General features: G+C 40.8%; 21 protein-coding genes. 5 read left to right on the forward strand and 16 right to left on the reverse strand.

The window, feature by feature from the left end; translation table 11 throughout:
• Positions 1 to 737: 737 nt before the first annotated feature.
• Entirely contained in the window at positions 738 to 1,208 is a 471-nt protein-coding gene (locus A7967_RS15380) for a hypothetical protein (RefSeq protein WP_054206133.1), read from the reverse strand.
• 187 nt (positions 1,209 to 1,395) lie between these two features.
• Between A7967_RS15380 and A7967_RS15385 the strand changes: the two genes are divergently transcribed.
• Entirely contained in the window at positions 1,396 to 1,932 is a 537-nt protein-coding gene (locus A7967_RS15385; protein WP_054206132.1) for a helix-turn-helix domain-containing protein, read from the forward strand.
• A gap of 214 nt (positions 1,933 to 2,146) precedes the next feature.
• On the opposite strand, the gene rpsQ is transcribed toward A7967_RS15385, so the two are convergent.
• From rpsQ to rpsJ, 11 genes are read right to left on the reverse strand one after another with little or no spacing between them, the layout of a single operon-like run.
• A complete protein-coding gene (rpsQ, locus tag A7967_RS15390) occupies positions 2,147 to 2,404 on the reverse strand; it encodes a 30S ribosomal protein S17 (protein ID WP_054206131.1) in 258 nt (85 codons plus the stop codon).
• Positions 2,404 to 2,595, reverse strand: coding sequence for a 50S ribosomal protein L29 (gene rpmC / locus A7967_RS15395; RefSeq protein ID WP_054206130.1), 192 nt, complete (start codon positions 2,593 to 2,595; stop codon positions 2,404 to 2,406). The genes rpsQ and rpmC overlap by 1 nt, the downstream gene beginning before the upstream one ends.
• The gene (gene rplP, locus A7967_RS15400; RefSeq protein ID WP_054206129.1) at positions 2,595 to 3,008 is read right to left on the reverse strand and encodes a 50S ribosomal protein L16; all 414 of its coding nucleotides are present in this window, start codon (positions 3,006 to 3,008) and stop codon (positions 2,595 to 2,597) included. Before rplP ends, rpmC begins: the two co-directional genes overlap by 1 nt.
• Before the next feature lie 12 nt (positions 3,009 to 3,020).
• Positions 3,021 to 3,722, reverse strand: coding sequence for a 30S ribosomal protein S3 (gene rpsC, locus A7967_RS15405; protein ID WP_054206128.1), 702 nt, complete (start codon positions 3,720 to 3,722; stop codon positions 3,021 to 3,023).
• An 11-nt stretch (positions 3,723 to 3,733) separates the two neighbouring features.
• Positions 3,734 to 4,066 carry a 50S ribosomal protein L22 gene (gene rplV / locus A7967_RS15410; RefSeq protein ID WP_004588690.1) on the reverse strand — a complete coding sequence of 111 codons (333 nt, stop codon included), beginning with the start codon at positions 4,064 to 4,066 and terminating at the stop codon, positions 3,734 to 3,736.
• 14 nt (positions 4,067 to 4,080) lie between these two features.
• Positions 4,081 to 4,359, reverse strand: a complete 279-nt coding sequence (gene rpsS / locus A7967_RS15415; protein WP_004588689.1) for a 30S ribosomal protein S19 — start codon at positions 4,357 to 4,359, stop codon at positions 4,081 to 4,083.
• A gap of 15 nt (positions 4,360 to 4,374) precedes the next feature.
• Positions 4,375 to 5,199 carry a 50S ribosomal protein L2 gene (gene rplB / locus A7967_RS15420; RefSeq protein ID WP_002957895.1) on the reverse strand — a complete coding sequence of 275 codons (825 nt, stop codon included), beginning with the start codon at positions 5,197 to 5,199 and terminating at the stop codon, positions 4,375 to 4,377.
• Between the two features lie 17 nt (positions 5,200 to 5,216).
• A complete protein-coding gene (gene rplW / locus A7967_RS15425) occupies positions 5,217 to 5,519 on the reverse strand; it encodes a 50S ribosomal protein L23 (RefSeq protein ID WP_054206127.1) in 303 nt (100 codons plus the stop codon).
• Positions 5,516 to 6,121, reverse strand: coding sequence for a 50S ribosomal protein L4 (gene rplD, locus A7967_RS15430; RefSeq protein WP_054206126.1), 606 nt, complete (start codon positions 6,119 to 6,121; stop codon positions 5,516 to 5,518). The genes rplW and rplD overlap by 4 nt, the downstream gene beginning before the upstream one ends.
• A 17-nt stretch (positions 6,122 to 6,138) precedes the next feature.
• A complete protein-coding gene (gene rplC, locus A7967_RS15435; protein ID WP_054206125.1) occupies positions 6,139 to 6,774 on the reverse strand; it encodes a 50S ribosomal protein L3 in 636 nt (211 codons plus the stop codon).
• Positions 6,775 to 6,801: 27 nt separating this feature from the next.
• Positions 6,802 to 7,113, reverse strand: a complete 312-nt coding sequence (rpsJ, locus tag A7967_RS15440) for a 30S ribosomal protein S10 (RefSeq protein WP_002957900.1) — start codon at positions 7,111 to 7,113, stop codon at positions 6,802 to 6,804.
• Positions 7,114 to 7,521: 408 nt separating this feature from the next.
• On the opposite strand from rpsJ, the gene plsB reads away from it, so the two are divergent.
• Positions 7,522 to 9,975 carry a glycerol-3-phosphate 1-O-acyltransferase PlsB gene (plsB, locus tag A7967_RS15445; protein ID WP_064435839.1) on the forward strand — a complete coding sequence of 818 codons (2,454 nt, stop codon included), beginning with the start codon at positions 7,522 to 7,524 and terminating at the stop codon, positions 9,973 to 9,975.
• Here plsB and tesB read toward each other — a convergent pair.
• A complete protein-coding gene (gene tesB / locus A7967_RS15450; RefSeq protein WP_054206123.1) occupies positions 9,972 to 10,829 on the reverse strand; it encodes an acyl-CoA thioesterase II in 858 nt (285 codons plus the stop codon). The two genes, plsB and tesB, sit on opposite strands and share 4 nt — an antisense overlap.
• Positions 10,830 to 10,908: 79 nt before the next feature.
• Between tesB and A7967_RS15455 the strand changes: the two genes are divergently transcribed.
• A complete protein-coding gene (locus tag A7967_RS15455; RefSeq protein WP_054206122.1) occupies positions 10,909 to 11,367 on the forward strand; it encodes an EVE domain-containing protein in 459 nt (152 codons plus the stop codon).
• A 61-nt stretch (positions 11,368 to 11,428) separates the two neighbouring features.
• On the opposite strand, the gene A7967_RS15460 is transcribed toward A7967_RS15455, so the two are convergent.
• Positions 11,429 to 11,641 (reverse strand): hypothetical protein, encoded by a 213-nt coding sequence (locus A7967_RS15460; protein WP_054206121.1) that lies wholly within the window; start codon positions 11,639 to 11,641, stop codon positions 11,429 to 11,431.
• Complete coding sequence (locus tag A7967_RS15465) at positions 11,641 to 12,708, reverse strand: potassium channel family protein (RefSeq protein WP_054206120.1); 1,068 nt, start codon at positions 12,706 to 12,708, stop codon at positions 11,641 to 11,643. The genes A7967_RS15460 and A7967_RS15465 overlap by 1 nt, the downstream gene beginning before the upstream one ends.
• Before the next feature lie 161 nt (positions 12,709 to 12,869).
• Between A7967_RS15465 and A7967_RS15470 the strand changes: the two genes are divergently transcribed.
• On the forward strand, positions 12,870 to 13,820 hold the full coding sequence (locus tag A7967_RS15470; RefSeq protein WP_054206119.1) for a chemotaxis protein CheV: 951 nt from the start codon (positions 12,870 to 12,872) through the stop codon (positions 13,818 to 13,820).
• Positions 13,821 to 13,885: 65 nt separating this feature from the next.
• Positions 13,886 to 15,196, forward strand: a complete 1,311-nt coding sequence (locus tag A7967_RS15475; protein ID WP_054206118.1) for a short-chain fatty acid transporter — start codon at positions 13,886 to 13,888, stop codon at positions 15,194 to 15,196.
• 48 nt (positions 15,197 to 15,244) lie between these two features.
• Here the strand turns inward: A7967_RS15475 and A7967_RS15480 are convergent, their stop codons facing one another.
• Complete coding sequence (locus tag A7967_RS15480) at positions 15,245 to 17,401, reverse strand: peptidase domain-containing ABC transporter (RefSeq protein ID WP_082916341.1); 2,157 nt, start codon at positions 17,399 to 17,401, stop codon at positions 15,245 to 15,247.
• Positions 17,402 to 17,821 lie beyond the last annotated feature (420 nt).

Raw genomic sequence — 17,821 nt, forward strand, 5'->3', positions numbered from 1 at the left:
TTCAATCTGAGCCATGATCAAACTCTTCAATTAAAAGTTTTTTCTGTTCTCATCCAATAAAGAATGAAGAACCTGCTCAATGAATTCTGAATTTATTTAATATCTTTCGATATTGAATTGACTGTGCCGAATAATTATTAAAAATAACTATTCTGTTGGTCACTCAGTTTCTCTTTCGAGAAATCACATTGAGACTCTAAATTTGTTTGCCTTGCTTAGTAAACTAAGTTCGGCTGTTAGAACTCAATCTGCACGAGTGCCCACACAGATGATTGCTTTATATTGTTAAAGAACGTTGCGATTAAAGCGCTTTGCTTTACGTCGCTAGGGCTGCGCATATTACGCTTTCCTATTTTTTTGTCAACACTTAATTTTTAGTTTCTTTTAAAGAATTTCAAAGTTAAGTTTTACTCGACTCACTGATTAACTCTTGCCCCGCTATGCGTTGCGCTCTGCCGTCTCAGTGGGGTCGCATTATAGGGCGCGGCTGATTTTACGCAAGCGTTATTATCACTAATCTTGCTTTTATTTCGCTTTCATAAGATACACAAAAGAAACTGACATGTTACCCACAAACACCTGTGCATAACATGCACTGTAAAACGATGAAATCGTAATAATCACAATATTCGTTATCCTGAAACATTGATTTATTATTCTATTTTTAAAATCAAACACAGCTAACAATATAAAATATCAACCTCAGTAAACAGATAATAATACTCCAGCGATTACTATTATTGGTTTTGGAAACTAGCTAGACCCAGCTCCTCTGATTCATAACGTGTCCCGGTTAACTTTATCAACCAAACACTATCGATAAAAGTACGGCTAAAATATACAGTTTGACCATTAGGAATGTTAGGCATAAAAGACGTTATTGATTGCCATTGGCCGTCTGTTTTATCTTTTAACTTCATCGCCGCATTAAAAAACGATCCATCTTCGTTTGCCTTTACCTCAAGTGCTGTTAATTGTTTTTCATCTCCTATCTCTATTAATGCACTCTCATTTAATAAGGCTAATAGCACTGGTTGGTGAATTGGAGCCAATGATTTTAGTTTTTTAGCAATTTTACTATCAATTGTTATCTCATTTTTCAATTTATAAATATCGGCTTTAACTGCAAAAACAGGTTCGGCATTAGTTTGATAACTTACCAATAATAAAGCCATGGAGCTAAGTAATAAATAGACGTGTTTTTTCATAATAAAATATATCCTTTCGTTAGTTTGATAATGCTAGCATAATTTAAAACAGCCCATAAAAAACGCTAATCCATTAATATTCATAATATTCTTTTATTCATTTACATGAATATAATCATAAGCTCTATCTCTGGATTAGCTAATTGGTGATAATAATACGGCAAAAATTAAGGAGAGAGTAATAAGTATGCAATCACTAGGAATAGAATTAAAACGTCTTCGAACAAACAAAAAATGGACTCAAGCATTTGCTGCTCGGGAAATAGGCATCCAACAATCTTATTTATCAAAACTAGAGAATGGTCAATTCATTCCCTCTCCTGAAGTGATCGAAAAGCTAAAATTGTGCTACGACGAAGTGTGTTTTAATAACTATTTACCTACAACACCATCAACAAACGTGCCGCTGAAAAAACTGCCCATATTAAGTTTTGTGCTGTTTATAATTGGTCTTATAGTTTGGCTATGTGCAACGTATGAAATTTTTTATTCTGAAACCTACTTTACTTATCAGGCAAAACAAGGTGAATTTTTAGCGTTTAATGTTAGTCAGCAATATCAAGGCGAACGCTTTATTGAAGGTGATGTTACTTACCAAATTGTCGGCGAAAGACAAGTTAGCAGGATCGAAAACCGCTTTCTAATTGTAGGTTCTGTAGTGTGTATTTTACTATCTATAGTTGCAGGTGTATTTTCACAAAGGTATAAGTTTCGTAAATTATAAACCCGATACTTAGTTGTTACTTAATTCTAAGAATATTATTTCAGCGCATTTATGGCGCTCTTTCCTCCTCGGGTTTCTCAATACTCAACCCAAGCTACGGCGCTAACACTTACTGCGAGCAACTGAAAGCTGACAACTTACAGCTTATGGCTTCTTTAAAAACAAAAAGCCCCGGCTAATGCCGAGGCTTTTATAAAACAGACTTAATTAAAAATTAAGCTTGTTTAGGACTAGAAATAACGTCTACTAATGTCCAAGACTTAGTCTTAGAAATTGGAGCGCATTCACGGATAGAAACAACGTCACCCGCTTTTGCTGTGTTATTTTCGTCATGTACGTGTAATTTAGTCGTACGTTTGATGAATTTCCCATAAATTGGGTGCTTCACGTAACGTGCGATAGCGATAGTGAAAGATTTTTCCATCTTGTCGCTGATTACAGTGCCTTGAAGAGTACGGATTTTATCGCTCATTATTGACCTGCCTTCTGGTTAATAATTGTTTTTACACGCGCGATATCGCGACGTACTGTTCTTAGCGTATGTGTCTGAGCTAACTGACCAGTGCTTGCTTGCATGCGCATATTAAATTGCTCACGAAGAAGTCCTAGAAGTTCAGCATTAAGCTCTTCTACGCTTTTGTCTTTTAGTTCGCTTGCTTTCATCACATTACCGTCCGAGTTACGAAAGTTGTTTTGAATGGCAGTTTACGAGCAGCAAGGTTGAATGCTTCACGAGCAAGCTCTTCAGAAACACCTTCCATTTCGTAAAGTACTTTACCAGGCTGAATTTCAGCAACCCAATATTCAACAGAACCTTTACCTTTACCCATACGGACTTCAAGCGGTTTGTTTGTAATAGGCTTATCAGGGAACACACGGATCCAGATTTTACCTTGACGCTTTACGTGACGTGTCATGGCACGACGAGCTGCTTCGATTTGACGAGCAGTCATGCGGCCACGGCCAGTAGCTTTCAAACCGAAAGTACCGAAGCTTACTTTGTTACCGTTTTGCGCAAGACCACGGTTGCGGCCTTTATGCGTTTTACGGAATTTTGTACGTTTTGGCTGTAACATTACTCGCTACCTCTACTTAGCACTTTTCTTGGCTTTCTTTGGTGCGCGTTTAGCTGGCTTCTCTTGCTCTTGTACTAGTGGTAAACCACCAATAACTTCGCCTTTGAAGATCCAAACTTTAACACCAATGATACCATAAGTGGTTAAGGCTTCAGAAGTTGCGTAGTCGATATCAGCACGAAGAGTATGTAGAGGTACACGACCTTCACGATACCATTCTGAACGTGCGATTTCTGCGCCGCCAAGACGACCGCTAACTTCAACTTTGATTCCTTTTGAACCAATGCGCATTGCATTTTGTACCGAACGCTTCATAGCGCGACGGAACATAACACGACGCTCTAGTTGAGAGGCAATGCCATCTGCAACTAACTGTGCATCTAGTTCTGGTTTACGTACTTCAGAGATATTGATCTGAGCAGGTACACCAGCAATCTTAGTTACCGCTTGACGTAATTTTTCTACGTCTTCGCCTTTTTTACCGATAACAACACCCGGACGAGCCGTGTGAATTGTTACGCGGATTGATTTTGCTGGACGCTCAATAACGATTTTAGACACAGAAGCCGCTTTCAATTCCTTAGTAAGGAATGTACGTACTTTGTGATCGCCAAAAAGCTGTGCAGAGAAATCTTTTGAACTCGCGTACCAGGTAGAAACCCAAGGTTTAGATATACCTAGGCGAATACCAGTAGGATGAACTTTTTGTCCCATTACTTATACTCCTAGCTATCTGAAACCACAACAGTGATGTGGCTTGTACGCTTAAGGATGCGGTCAGCGCGTCCTTTAGCACGTGGCATAATACGTTTCATTGTAGGACCATCGTCCACAAAGATCGTTGTTACACGTAGCTCATCAATGTCAGCACCTTCGTTATGCTCTGCGTTAGCAATAGCAGACTCAAGTACTTTCTTAACTAATACAGCCGCTTTTTTAGGGCTGTACGCCAGGATTTCTAGTGCGCGATCGACAGGTAACCCGCGGATCTGATCTGCAACTAGACGTGCTTTTTGCGCCGAACCAGAGGCGAATTTATGTTTAGCTAATGCTTGCATTTATCATTCCCCTCTTAACGTTTCTTCGCTTTCTTATCCGCAGCATGGCCACGGTAAGTGCGAGTTGGTGCAAATTCACCTAGTTTGTGACCGATCATTTCGTCAGAAACGAAAACTGGTACATGCTGGCGACCATTATGGACAGCAATGGTCAATCCGATCATGTTAGGTATGATCATTGAACGACGGCTCCAAGTTTTAATTGGCTTCTTTTCACCGCTTTCCAAAGCTTTCTCTACCTTCTTCAGCAAGTGTAGGTCTATAAAAGGACCCTTCTTGAGAGAGCGTGGCATGGCTATTCCTCAATATTACTTAGTACGACGACGTACTATAAATTTATCCGTACGCTTGTTCTTACGCGTCTTAGCACCTTTAGTCGGCTTACCCCATGGAGACACAGGATGACGACCACCAGATGTACGACCTTCACCACCACCGTGTGGGTGATCAACCGGGTTCATGGCAACACCACGAACTGTCGGACGAATACCACGCCAGCGATTTGCACCTGCTTTACCAAGTGAACGAAGCATATGCTCAGCATTGCCTACTTCACCTAGTGTCGCACGACAATCAGATTCAACTTTACGAACTTCGCCTGAACGAAGACGTAATGTTACATATTGACCATCACGAGCAAGGATTTGAACGTATGCACCAGCAGAACGTGCGATTTGAGCACCTTTACCTGGTTTTAATTCTACGTTGTGAACAGTCGAACCTACAGGCATATTGCGCATAGGTAATGCATTACCAGGCTTGATTGGTGCATCAACACCAGACTGGATTGCATCACCAGCTTTTAAGCCTTTTGGTGCGATAATGTAACGACGCTCACCGTCTGCATATAATACAAGAGCGATGTTTGCGCTACGATTTGGATCATATTCTAAACGCTCAACAGTGGCTGGAATGCCATCTTTAGTACGTTTAAAATCGATTAAACGGTAATGCTGCTTATGACCACCACCGATATGACGAACCGTAATACGACCATTGTTATTACGACCACCTGATTTAGAGTTTTTCTCTAAAAGTGGTGCGTATGGCTTACCCTTATGTAGATCAGAGTTAACCACTTTAACTAGGTGACGACGGCCCGCAGAAGTAGGCTTACACTTTTGAAGTGCCATAATTCTAACTCCCCTTATTACTCGGCGCCGCCGACAAAGTCTAGTTCGCTGCCTTCTTTAAGAGTAACGTAAGCTTTTTTCCAGTCGCTACGACGACCGAAACGTGCGCCAGTACGTTTTGTTTTACCCTTAACGTTAAGTGTGCGAACACCAGTTACTTCCACTTCAAAAAGCTTTTCAACAGCAGCTTTAACTTCAGCTTTAGTTGCGTCATTTACTACTTTAAAAACAATCGTGTTGTTTTCTTCAGCAGCAATGGTGCTTTTTTCAGAGATATGTGGAGCAAGGATCACTTTTAAAAGACGTTCTTCACGGATCATGCTAGCGTCTCCTCAAGTTGCTTAACAGCAGCAGCTGTAATAAGTACCTTGTCGAAAGCAATTAAGCTTACAGGGTCGATACCAGCTACATCACGCGTGTCAACCTTGTACAGGTTACGTGCCGATAAAAATAGATTCTCATCTACTTCTTCAGTTACGATTAGAACATCTTTAAGCTCAAGTTCTTTAAGCTTAGCAACTAGTTCTTTAGTTTTAGGTGCTGCTAGAGCAAAACTTTCAACAACGATTAAACGCTCTTGACGAACTAATTCAGATAAAATGCTTTTGATCGCACCGCGGTACATTTTACGGTTTACTTTTTGGCTGTGGTCTTGTGGTTTAGCTGCAAAGCTAACGCCACCTGAACGCCAAATTGGACTACGGATTGTACCAGCACGTGCACGGCCAGTACCTTTTTGAGCCCATGGTTTTTTACCACCACCGCTTACTTCAGAACGTGTCTTCTGAGCACGAGTACCTTGACGAGCGCCTGCTGCGTATGCAACAACTACTTGATGTACTAATGCTTCGTTAAACTCACGTCCAAAAGTAGCTTCAGAAACTTCAAGACCGCCAGAAGCGTCTTTAATTGCTAATTCCATCACTAAATCTCCAGGACTTATGCTTTAACAGCAGGTTTAACGATAACGTCACCGCCGATAGCTCCAGGTACTGCACCCTTAACTAAAAGCAAGTTACGCTCAGCGTCAACGCGTACTAGTTCTAAGTTTTGAGTCGTTACACGCTCAGCACCCATATGACCGGCCATTTTCTTACCTTTAAACACCTTACCAGGTGATTGGTTTTGACCGATTGAACCAGGAGCACGGTGAGATAGAGAGTTACCATGTGTAGCGTCTTGCATGCTGAAATTCCAGCGCTTAACACCACCTTGGAAACCTTTACCTTTAGAAGTACCGGTTACGTCAACCTTGTTGATTTCGTTGAATAATTCAACAGTAAGCTCAGCGCCTACTTCAAAATCGCCTTCACCACCGTTAAGGCGGAATTCCCACAGACCGCGACCCGCTTCAACACCAGCTTTAGCGAAGTGACCCGCTGTTGCTTTGTTTACACGGCTTGCTTTTTTAGTGCCTGCGGTTACTTGAAGCGCGTTATAACCGTCTGTTGCGTCAGATTTGATCTGAGCAATGCGGTTAGGTGTCGCTTCAATAACTGTCACAGGGATAGATACACCATCTTCAGTGAAGATACGTGTCATACCCACTTTACGACCGACTAGACCTAATGCCATTTTCCTAAAACCTCTCTAATCTTTCGATTAACCCAGGCTGATTTGAACATCAACACCAGCAGCAAGATCTAAACGCATAAGTGCGTCAACAGTCTTGTCAGTTGGTTCTACGATGTCGATCAGACGTTTATGGGTGCGGATCTCGTACTGATCACGCGCGTCTTTATTAACGTGCGGTGATGTAAGTACAGTAAAACGTTCAAAGCGTGTAGGTAGTGGAATTGGACCACGTACTTGTGCGCCAGTGCGTTTCGCAGTTTCCACGATTTCCGCCGTTGATTGGTCAATCAAACGGTGGTCAAAAGCTTTTAGGCGAATACGAATGCGTTGATTTGACATTCTTAAACCTCAATATAAAGAGCATTTAAAAGAGCATAAAAAAACGACCGAAACAATCTTAAAAACATAAGATGCCGGTTGTTGATTTATATCTACGTTGAGTTCCAAATCGGAACTCCTGTTTTATTAGCTTGAAATCCAAGCTTAATGTTCCTTTCAAGTTCCCGGGGGAATTTTGAAAGCCTGCGTATTATAGTGATATTGGTGATAAATGCAACAACTATTTCAATCAACCCGAATGACTGTAATTTATACTGTAAAAAAGGGCCTGTCATCGTGTCGTCATTACTGTGGATTTACTATAGTGAGATCATGCATAGTATGAATGATAATGGTCAGTCCAGTTTTTAATTGTTATTATTCCCCCTTGTTTGCTTTTATCTCTTAATCCTTAACCTTGGTGAGTTGATGCGTATTTTTAATTATTGTTTGAACTTTATCTCAATGGTGACCAACCGCCTGCTTGTAAAAAGTAAGGTGCTGCCAGAGAGCCCTATTGAACAATATGCCCTTAACCCGGCTTATCCCACTTTTTATATCGTTAAACTCAATGCTCGATCTGATTTAGCTGCACTCGCACGCGTATGTAAAAAGCATGGCTTACCAAATCCGACCGAACAACAACTGCTTGGTAATGCCTCATTAGATCGCTTTATTGGCCTACAGAACCCACCACCACTGTTTGGTGACAAGGCAAAGCCTACTGACGCGTTAAATCAAGGTAAGCAGATCATTGAACAGTTAATCGCCAGTGGTGAAAAAAACGTACAAGTCATTCCGGTCACTATTTTATGGGGTCGCAATCCGGGTAAAGAAAAACCAGGTTTAGGTACACTCGTATCACACTCTTTAACGCCTAGCTGGTTTCGTAAATTTTTTGTTTTACTGTTCTCTGGCCGTGATAATTTTGTACGCTTTAGTCAGCCGTTAGATTTATCGCTATTAGTAAACGAAAAAGCCGATGTGGATGAGCTGCCGCATAAATTATTGCGTGTAGCCCGCGTACATTTTCGTCGTCAAAAATTAGCGGCTACGGGCCCTAAAATGCCCTCACGCGAGCAATTATTTAATTCGCTATTAGCATCCCCCACGATTAAAAAAGCTATTAGCGATGAAGCAAAGAGTAAGAATATAAGCCAAGCACAGGCACGTCAAAACGCATTAAAACTACTGGATGAAATAGCCGCTAACTACAGTGACGCGACCATCCGCGTTGCTGAGAGGGCATTAACCTGGTTATGGAACAAGCTGTATAACGGTATCGAAATAAAATACACCGAGCAAATTCACGACCTGACCAATAAAGGCCATGAAATCATCTATATGCCGTGTCATCGCAGCCACATGGATTATCTACTGCTAACCTACTCTATTTATCATCTTGGTTTAGTACCGCCACATATTGCTGCGGGTATTAATTTAAACTTTTTTCCAGCAGGTGGAATTTTCCGTCGCTCAGGCGCCTTTTTTATTCGCCGTTCATTTGCGGGCAACAAACTTTATTCAGCGGTGTTTAAAGAGTATTTAAGCCAACTATTTATTAAAGGCTACTCTGTTAAGTTTTATACCGAAGGCGGGCGTAGCCGTACCGGGCGTTTACTGCCACCAAAAACCGGCATGTTGGCTATGACACTGCAAGCCATGCTTCGTGGTATTGATCGCCCAATTTCAATTGTGCCTGTGTACATTGGTTATGAACACGTTATGGAAATTAATACCTACCTTAAAGAGCTCGCCGGTGATGATAAAAAAGGTGAATCAATATTTGGGATTTTTAAAGCAATTAAAAACTTAAAAAACTACGGCCGTGGTTATTTAAATTTTGGCGACCCCATTTCGGTCAATCAATATTTAAATGACCAACAACCAGATTGGCGTGATTCTATTCATCCTACGGATGTACAAAAACCACAATGGCTTGGACCACAAGTAGCCACCTTAGCTGATAAAGTAATGGTTAACATTAATAATACGGCCGCGCTTAACGCTGTTAATTTGCTTGCTATGATTTTATTAGTAAACGATAAGCAAGCCTTGAGTAAACCAAAACTGCTTGCACAACTTGATTTTTATCTGCACTTACAACGCAATGCTAGTTACAGCGCAAAAATCACCATTCCAAATGAGAGCCCGGAAGAGCTATTAACTCACGCCTTAAAGCTAAATAAATTTGATGTAATAAGCGATGAGTTTGGCGAGATTATCGCGATTAACGATAAAGAAAAAATCCTCTTTAACTACTATCGTAATAATATTTTGCATGTGTTTTCTGTACCAAGTTTGCTGGCGCTGCATATATTTAAAAGCCATAAAACCACCATTTCGCAGTGCCAAGCATTGATTAACTGCTTTTACCCTATGTTTGCTAAAGAATGGTTTTTGCACGCGCTTGATGAAAATTACATTACCCGAATTTTAGCCAGCTTTGTTGATCAAGACCTGATAGAGATTGAGGGCGACAATATCAAAATCACGAATAGTAATGACTGCTTAGCCAAGCTTGAAATACTTGGTCGTGCGCTGAGTTTAACTCTACAACGCTACGCCATTGTGATTGGCTTTATCCAAACGAGTAAAGGTATTGAACGCGCCGAACTTGAGCGTGAAAGCCAAGTACTCGCGCAGCGATTAGGTACATTGCACGGTATTAAAACTCCTGAGTTTTTTGACAAAAAAGTATTGGTAGGTTTTATTAGTAATTTGCGTGAACAAGGCTTAATTAGCGAAACGAGTAATGGCTTAGAAGGCAGCACTGAATTATGTGAAGCCTATATGCACCTTAAGGCGTTACTGCCAGCACGGATCTGGCAGTCTATTAGTGATATTGTACTGAGCCAAGCACAACACTCAGTGCATGATTAGCGCTGACGCATGACCCCTTCTTGAATCGTTGAGGCAACTAAATTGCCTTGACGGTCAAAGAACTGCCCGCGAACCATGCCACGCCCAGAACTCGCACTTGGGCTATCAATAGTATATAAAATCCAATCGTCCATTCTAAACGGACGGTGAAACCACATTGCATGATCAATCGTTGCAACTTGCATATTTGGCTGCATAAACGATACGCCATGCGGCTGTAATGCAGTTGGTAAAAACTCAAAATCAGACGCATACGCTAGTAAGTAATTATGAATGCGCTGATCATCTGGCATTTCACCATTGGCTTTAAACCAAATATGCTTAACGGGTTCCATTTCTTGTGGTTTGAACGGGTTATGAAATGTCACCGGACGCATCTCAATGGGCATTTCGCGGATAAACTTATTCCGAATTACCTCTGGTATATGCTCGGCGTTTTCTTGATAAAACTCTAATGATGAGCGCAGTTCTTCAGGTGCAGGTACGTCAGGCATAGTAGCTTGGTGAGATAAGCCTTCTTCAACAGCCTGAAACGACGCCGTCATATAAAAAATTGGCTTACCGTATTGAATGGCACTCACACGCCGAGTACTAAAGCTTTTACCATCTCGAATGGTTTCAACATCGTACACTATCGGCTTTGCTGCATCGCCCGGGCGTAAAAAATAAGAATGCAATGAATGAACAATACGCCCTTCAGGTAAGGTCTCTTTAGCTGCTGAGAGCGCTTGCCCCATCACTTGACCACCAAATACCGCCCGAAAACCTAAATCTTGGCTTTGCCCACGATATAAGCCCTGCTCTATTTCTTCTAGCGTTAATAATGACAATAAATCATCTAAAACTTGGCTCATTTTTAATATCCTCAATCCCACAATAGTTAAATCATACTATACAATGACTCTAAGTAAATCTTTGTTAGGAAACCTTACTATGGCTTATTGGCTATTTAAAACCGAACCCGATGCTTTTTCAATTGATGATTTAAAGAGTGCACCCGCACAAACAACAGCCTGGGAAGGTGTACGTAATTATCAAGCTCGCAACTTTATGCGCGATGATGTAAAACTTGGCGACCTAGTGATGATCTATCATTCAAGCTGTAAGCAAGTAGGTGTAGCCGGTATTGCAACAGTGACCGCTGAGGCCTATCCAGACCCGTGCCAATTTGATTTAAGTAGTGATTATTATGACCCTAAATCAAGCAATGATAAGCCACGCTGGGTGGTCGTTGAGGTCAGCTATCAGCAGCACTTAAGTAAACTTGTTAGTCTTAAAGCGATTAAGAAAAATGATGCCATTACCGAAATAGCGCTAAAAAAAGGTGGTCGATTATCGGTAATGCCGGTCACCCAGGCTGATTGGAATGAGATAATGAAAATGGCGCAATAGAGCGCTAAGCAGTAAGCGTGGCCTTATCCCGCGCTTTTATTCACAATGACAACTGCCGGAATTAACCTTTCGCTTTTTTTCTAGCCCCTTTTTTCTTATGCCCATGTTTGGGCACGATGGCAAAATACATTATCAGTGCAAGCCATGAGAAGAAGATAATACCGATTAGCCAGCCGTTTTTTTCGTGGCCTTGAGTGCGTTTAGTATTGAGAACGATCACTACAGGTAGAATATAGGCACTCAATACTAAAATTAAAAACGCGACTTCATCCATTACTTAGCAAGCTCTTGCCAGTTAACTTCACTGCTTAATACGCGGTCAACAGCAATGTAATGCAAAATATCGCCACTATTCACAGGGTAAGCAAGCGGTGGATTTAAATCCATATTTTGTGCGCTTAAGTTATGTGCTACACCCAATAAAATAGCATCGTGATCGTGTTTAAAATGGTGAAAAAGTTTACCGAATTCCATGGTATTTAAATCTTTTGGTATCGTTAAGCTAAACTGTGTGTCGCCATGCAATGTAGATAGTAATTCTTCTTGCACACGACTAGACCCTGGATCTTGCATTGAACGCACTAATATTTCAGCTGATTTAGCACTACTACATTCAACATTACCGCAATGCTCTAACAACATTTCAATTTTACTCTCGTCATTAAAATGTGCGCTGATATGGCAATCACCTTTGACTAGCTTGCTTATGCGCAGTGCGGTAGTAAATGTTTGATCGTCATCTTGACCATCAATAATAATTTTATCTGCCTGCTTGATAGCTACGCGTTCAAGTTGCTCGCAATCTGTAAAGCTTGTTAAACGTGCAAAATCAACATGAGCATTGGTTAAAAATGGGTGCTCCATAGGCTCTGTTACCGCAAGTAAAATACGTCGCTCAGTGCGTTTTTGGTCAGCCAAAATATAGTCAACCATTTTTTTTGTGCGCGTTGGGTGCCAGCCAAAAATAATAATATGGTTGTTGTAATGTGAAAAACTTTTATCACCTGTCATAGCGCGCCTAATTAAATAAGTAACTGTTTGCCCTGTTTTTCCTAACAGAACACCAAATAATGCCAACCCAAAAGGGATTTGTAATAGTGCAACAATCCAGCGACCTAGATCTGTACTCGCACTAAAGTCACCGTAACCCACGGTTGATGTAGTCACTATATAGTAATATACAAAGGTGCTTAAAGGACTTAATGCGGATTCTCCGGCAAGCACTAATAGCAACCAAATTAATGCCATATGCAATAATGTGGCAACAGCAACCGCCTGCCAACTTACCTGATCTATATGGCTTCTAACTAACAAAAAAAGTTGTTTAAATATAAAAGGCATGCCACCACTTGGTTAATCCGTTATCAATTACCCGATAAGTTACTGCAATGCTTTATTGAAGGCAATGTTTGTAATATGTAAGATTATTTTCTAGGATGCTTTTCTCAACTGGAACAGTGTAAGCTATACTTAAATTCGTTAACCATAAAGTCGAGCGTATTATGTCGGGTGTATTAGCTTCTGTAGATCAACGAACTCAATTAGTCGGAGAGAACCGTCTAGAGCTTTTACTGTTTTATTTACATAGTCGCCATTTGTTTGCACTCAATGTATTTAAGGTTAAAGAGGTGGTTAAATTGCCACATTTAAACATTATTCCCCATGCACACCCTAAAATTTCTGGTGTAGCGAATATTCGTGGTGAGTCAATCCCTGTTATCGATTTACGTAAAGCCATTTGTATGTCTGAGGCGCGTAATATAGAAGACTGTAATCTTGTAATTACTGAATACAACCGCACAGTGCAAGGGTTTTTAATTGGTAAGGTTGATCAAATCGTCAACATGACATGGTCAGATATCATGCCGCCGCCAAGCTCTGTAGGTAAAAATCACTATCTAACCGCACTAACAAAGATTATACGTGATGACCAAGAGCAATTAGTCGAAATCATTGATGTAGAAAAAGTACTCGCTGAAATTATTGAATATGAAGTTAAAATTTCTGATGACTTAGTTGATCAAAGTATCGTTAATGAGTTTGCTGGACGTAAAATTCTCCACGCTGATGATTCACCGACAGCACGCAAACAAGTCAGTGATACACTGTCGCAACTGGGTATTGAAATTATTCCTGCTAGTAACGGCCTTGAAGCGCTGAATATGCTTAAGAGCTGGGCTGATCGGGGTGATAATGTTGAGCAAGACTTATTAATGGTGATCACCGATGCTGAAATGCCCGCAATGGATGGATACCGACTAACGCATGAGATCCGTAATGATAAACGGTTGAAAAATTTATTTGTCGTTTTAAATACGTCTCTCAGTGGCAGTTTTAATCAGGCCATGGTTGAAAAAGTGGGCTGCAACTCATTTTTATCTAAATTCCAACCAGACTTATTAGTCGAAGAAGTGCAAAACCGTCTTAAAGTTGTGCTTGAGAAAAAAAGTTAGGCTATTTGCCAATTAACCACTTTCATGGTTAATTGGCACTCTCTATAAATAATAAAAATACTTCTATGCTCAATTCAGTTGCCAAACAGTTCACAAAATTAGTTGAGCGTTACCTCCCCGATCCATTCGTGTTTGTGATTTTATTAACCCTGGTTACTTTTGCCCTTGCCTGTATTTTTACACCTTCAAGTAGCCTTGAAGTGCTTGATGCATGGGGAAGTGGGTTTTGGAACTTACTAAAGTTTGCCATGCAAATGCTACTGGTGCTGCTAGCGGGTTATATGCTTGCAAGTACTGCTGTTATTAATTCAATTCTAAATAAACTAGCCACGTATGCTAACAGCCCTGCCAAAGCGATTATTTTTGTTACTGTGGTGTCATTGTTTGCAAGCTGGCTTAATTGGGGATTTGGGTTAGTGATTGGCGCTTTGTTTGCCAAAGCCATTGCTCGACAAACAAAAGTGGACTATCGCTTACTCGTTGCCAGTGCTTATTCTGGTTTTATTGTATGGCATGGTGGTCTTGCAGGTTCAATTCCACTCACTATTGCTACTACTGGTCATTTTTCAGAGCAAAGTATTGGGGTCATTAGTACTGGAGATACATTATTTTCAGGGTTTAATATTGCCATCGTCATCGGTTTATTTATCATTATGCCGTTGGTTAATCGCTATATGTTACCTTGTGATAAAGACAGTGTGTATGTCGATCAAGCTAGCCTTAGCGAACCAATACCTAAAAAATTAGACTTACTTCGCCCTGCAGATCATATTGAACACAGTCGCTTATTAGGTATGAGTATTGGCATTATGGGGTTAGCATATTTAGTTTATTATTTTGCCCTTAATGCCGGTTCACTTAATCTAAACAGTGTGATTGCGCTGTTTTTATTTTCAGCCATATTACTACATCAAACGCCATATAATTTATTAACCAGCTTACAACAAGCAGTGCCCAGCGGCGCAGGTATTATTATCCAGTTCCCATTTTATGCAGGGATCATGGCGATTATGGTCGACACTGGATTAGCACAACAAATTTCACAAGGCTTTATTGCTATTGCCGATGCTGAATCACTGCCATTGTTGAGTTTTTTAAGTGCAGGATTAGTGAATATATTTGTGCCATCAGGTGGCGGTCAATGGGCGGTACAAGCCCCCATTGTAATACCCGCCGCACAAGCTTTAGGGGCTGATATGCCCCGGGTTGCAATGGCGGTAGCATGGGGAGATGCCTGGACTAACCTAATTCAGCCATTTTGGGCCTTGCCAGTGCTAGCAATTGCCGGCCTAAAAGCCAAAGACATCATGGGCTTTTGTTTAGTGCAATTGATTATAACCGGCGTGTTTATATCGTTGGTATTGAGTTTTTATTAGCTGCAAGCATTATGCAAAGGCGTGCAATATATGCACGCCTTGATCACTTTAAGCACTCTCACTTTGCTGGTCTAAATCCACCAATTCACCCGCTTTTAAATGATAGACCTTACCAGCCATATTGATGGTTTCTTGGCGGTGAGCAATCATAATGCGTATGATGGGTAAGTGCTGAATTTGCTCACTAATTTTGGCTTCGTTATCTTTATCTAAATGACTGGTTGCTTCATCCATAAATAACACACACGGAGATTGATACAGTGCGCGAGCAAGGAGCAAGCGTTGCACTTGCCCGCCGGATAAATTTGAACCCATATCACCCACCAAGGAATTGTAACCCATGGTCATTTTAGTGATATCATCATGAATTGCCGCATGATGGGCACACTGCTCTATTTTTAAGTAATTGGGTTGTGGGTCAAAAAAACTGATGTTATCGGCGATTGAGCCTGCTAATAACGTGTCATCTTGCATTACGGCGGCTATTTGTTTACGGTAGTTTTTAAGGCTAAGCTGGGTAATATCTTTACCATCAAGCAACACCTTGCCTGAGGTGGGTTGTAATAACCCCAACATTATTTTCATCAACGTGGTTTTACCTGCACCAGATGGCCCTGTAATCGCAATTGAGCCTCCCGCATTCAAGATTAAGTTAACGTTATTTAGAATCGGGGCTTGGTCATCACCGTAACTAAAGCAAATATTTTCAAGGATAAGCTGGCCTGTTACTTTACCCTCATTACTGCCTATATAAACCATTTCACCGTCGCGATTGGCTTCTTGTTGAGTTAGGGCAATATCAGCAATACGGTCTAAGTGTAAGCGCATCATTTTAAATTGAATGATTTGTTCTATTAAATTAGCAAAGCGGCTAGTCAGTTGGTTTTTATAGGCAATAAACGCCAATACCATACCGACCGACCGACCGACCGACAAACTATTACTCATAACCAATAACGCAGCAAAGTAAATCACCAGTACATTTTCCAGACCAAATAACAGCTTATTAAATGAATCAAAGCTGATGTTTAACCGCCCTAAACGGATTTCGCTGTTTATTACCTCAGCATAACGGTTTTGCCAAATGCCTTGGCGCTGCGATTCATTACCAAACAGTTTTATGGTTTGCATACCGCGAATATTTTCTAAAAAGTTGGATTGCTCTTTGGCTGAATTTTGAATCATTTCTTCAGTGGCTTGATGCAGCGGCCGATACAGCGCTAAGCGCACTAAGGTATACAGCACTATTGCACCAACAACCACAGCTGTCAGTTTTAGCGAGTAAATTAGCATCATAATGAGTACGGTAATAGCCATCACGCCATCGACCAGTGTTTCAACAACCCCTGTGGTAATGCGCTCCCGTATTTGTGCCAAGGAGCCAAAGCGCGAGACAATATCGCCAACATGGCGTGACTCAAAATAGTTCATTGGTAGTCGCAATAAGTGCCGAAGCAAGTTCACGCCCATTTGCATATTGAGCAAACTTGAAAGCCGTAAAATCAACCAACTCCGCACCGCATTGGTCACCACTGAGATAATCGCAATTAATGCAAAACCCATACCCAGTACCGTTAATAACGATTCATCAAAACTGATTAATACTTCATCCACCACCCACTGCATATAATAAGGGGTCATTAGGGCGAATAGCTGTAATACTAATGATAGCGCAATCAGTTTTAGCAACCCTGCCTTTAAGCCCTTCATCGAGCTCCAAAGCTGGGTAAACTTCATTCTTGCTTGTTCTTGTTTGGCTTCGAACTTACTGGTTGGCATGAGTTCTAAACAAATACCGGTAAAGTGCTTGCTAAATTCATCACTATTTAAACTGCGTTTACCAACAGCGGGGTCGTTAATAGCAAACTTAGCCGAAGTACCTTTACCAGACACTTTTGTCAGTACCACAAAGTGGTTCATATCCCAGTGCAATATACACGGCGTTTGCAGTTTATGTACTTCCTCTAATGAGCACTTTAACGCACGGCTTGCTAACTCTAAGCTATCACCCAGTTCAATCAACTGTTGTAAATTCATACCTTTTAAATTCGCCGAAAAGCGCTTGCGCATGGCAGGCATATCCAACTGATGACCGTGATAGCAAGCCAACATCGCCATTGAGGCGAGACCACATTCGGCTATTTCGGATTGCAAGATAAGCGGCACCGACCTAGGGATAGTAAAGTTTAACTTTGATTCACTCATAACATCCAAAAACTTTGAAAATTCTATTAAGGTATTGTTTTAATTAGCAAGTAACACTCAACATACAACTTAGCAAACACCGAAGCTAAAGTAATAATGATACTTGCCACTACATTGGAAATATTGAAGAAAAATAAAGAAAAAACCGAGGACATATAAGCTTTTAACCTTACATAATAGAGGCAAGCTCACTAGTTCTTTGTAAAAGTCGTATTCACTTTCAGTCAGCCTTTATTCAAATTCTTTGGCCGTCAATTTCCCAGAGCTAACAGTTTTACGTCCAATCTTTGTAATTATTGACCACTCAAGCATTGGCCTTTTTTATTGTTGACTAATGACTTAGCATTTAGAAGTCACTCTCCTTAAAATCTATTTATACTCATTAGACAATAAATAGTAGAGTTTGATAAAAACATTTTA

The sequence above is a fragment of the Pseudoalteromonas neustonica genome (assembly GCF_001653135.1).
Taxonomy (GTDB): Bacteria; Pseudomonadota; Gammaproteobacteria; order Enterobacterales; family Alteromonadaceae; genus Pseudoalteromonas; species Pseudoalteromonas neustonica.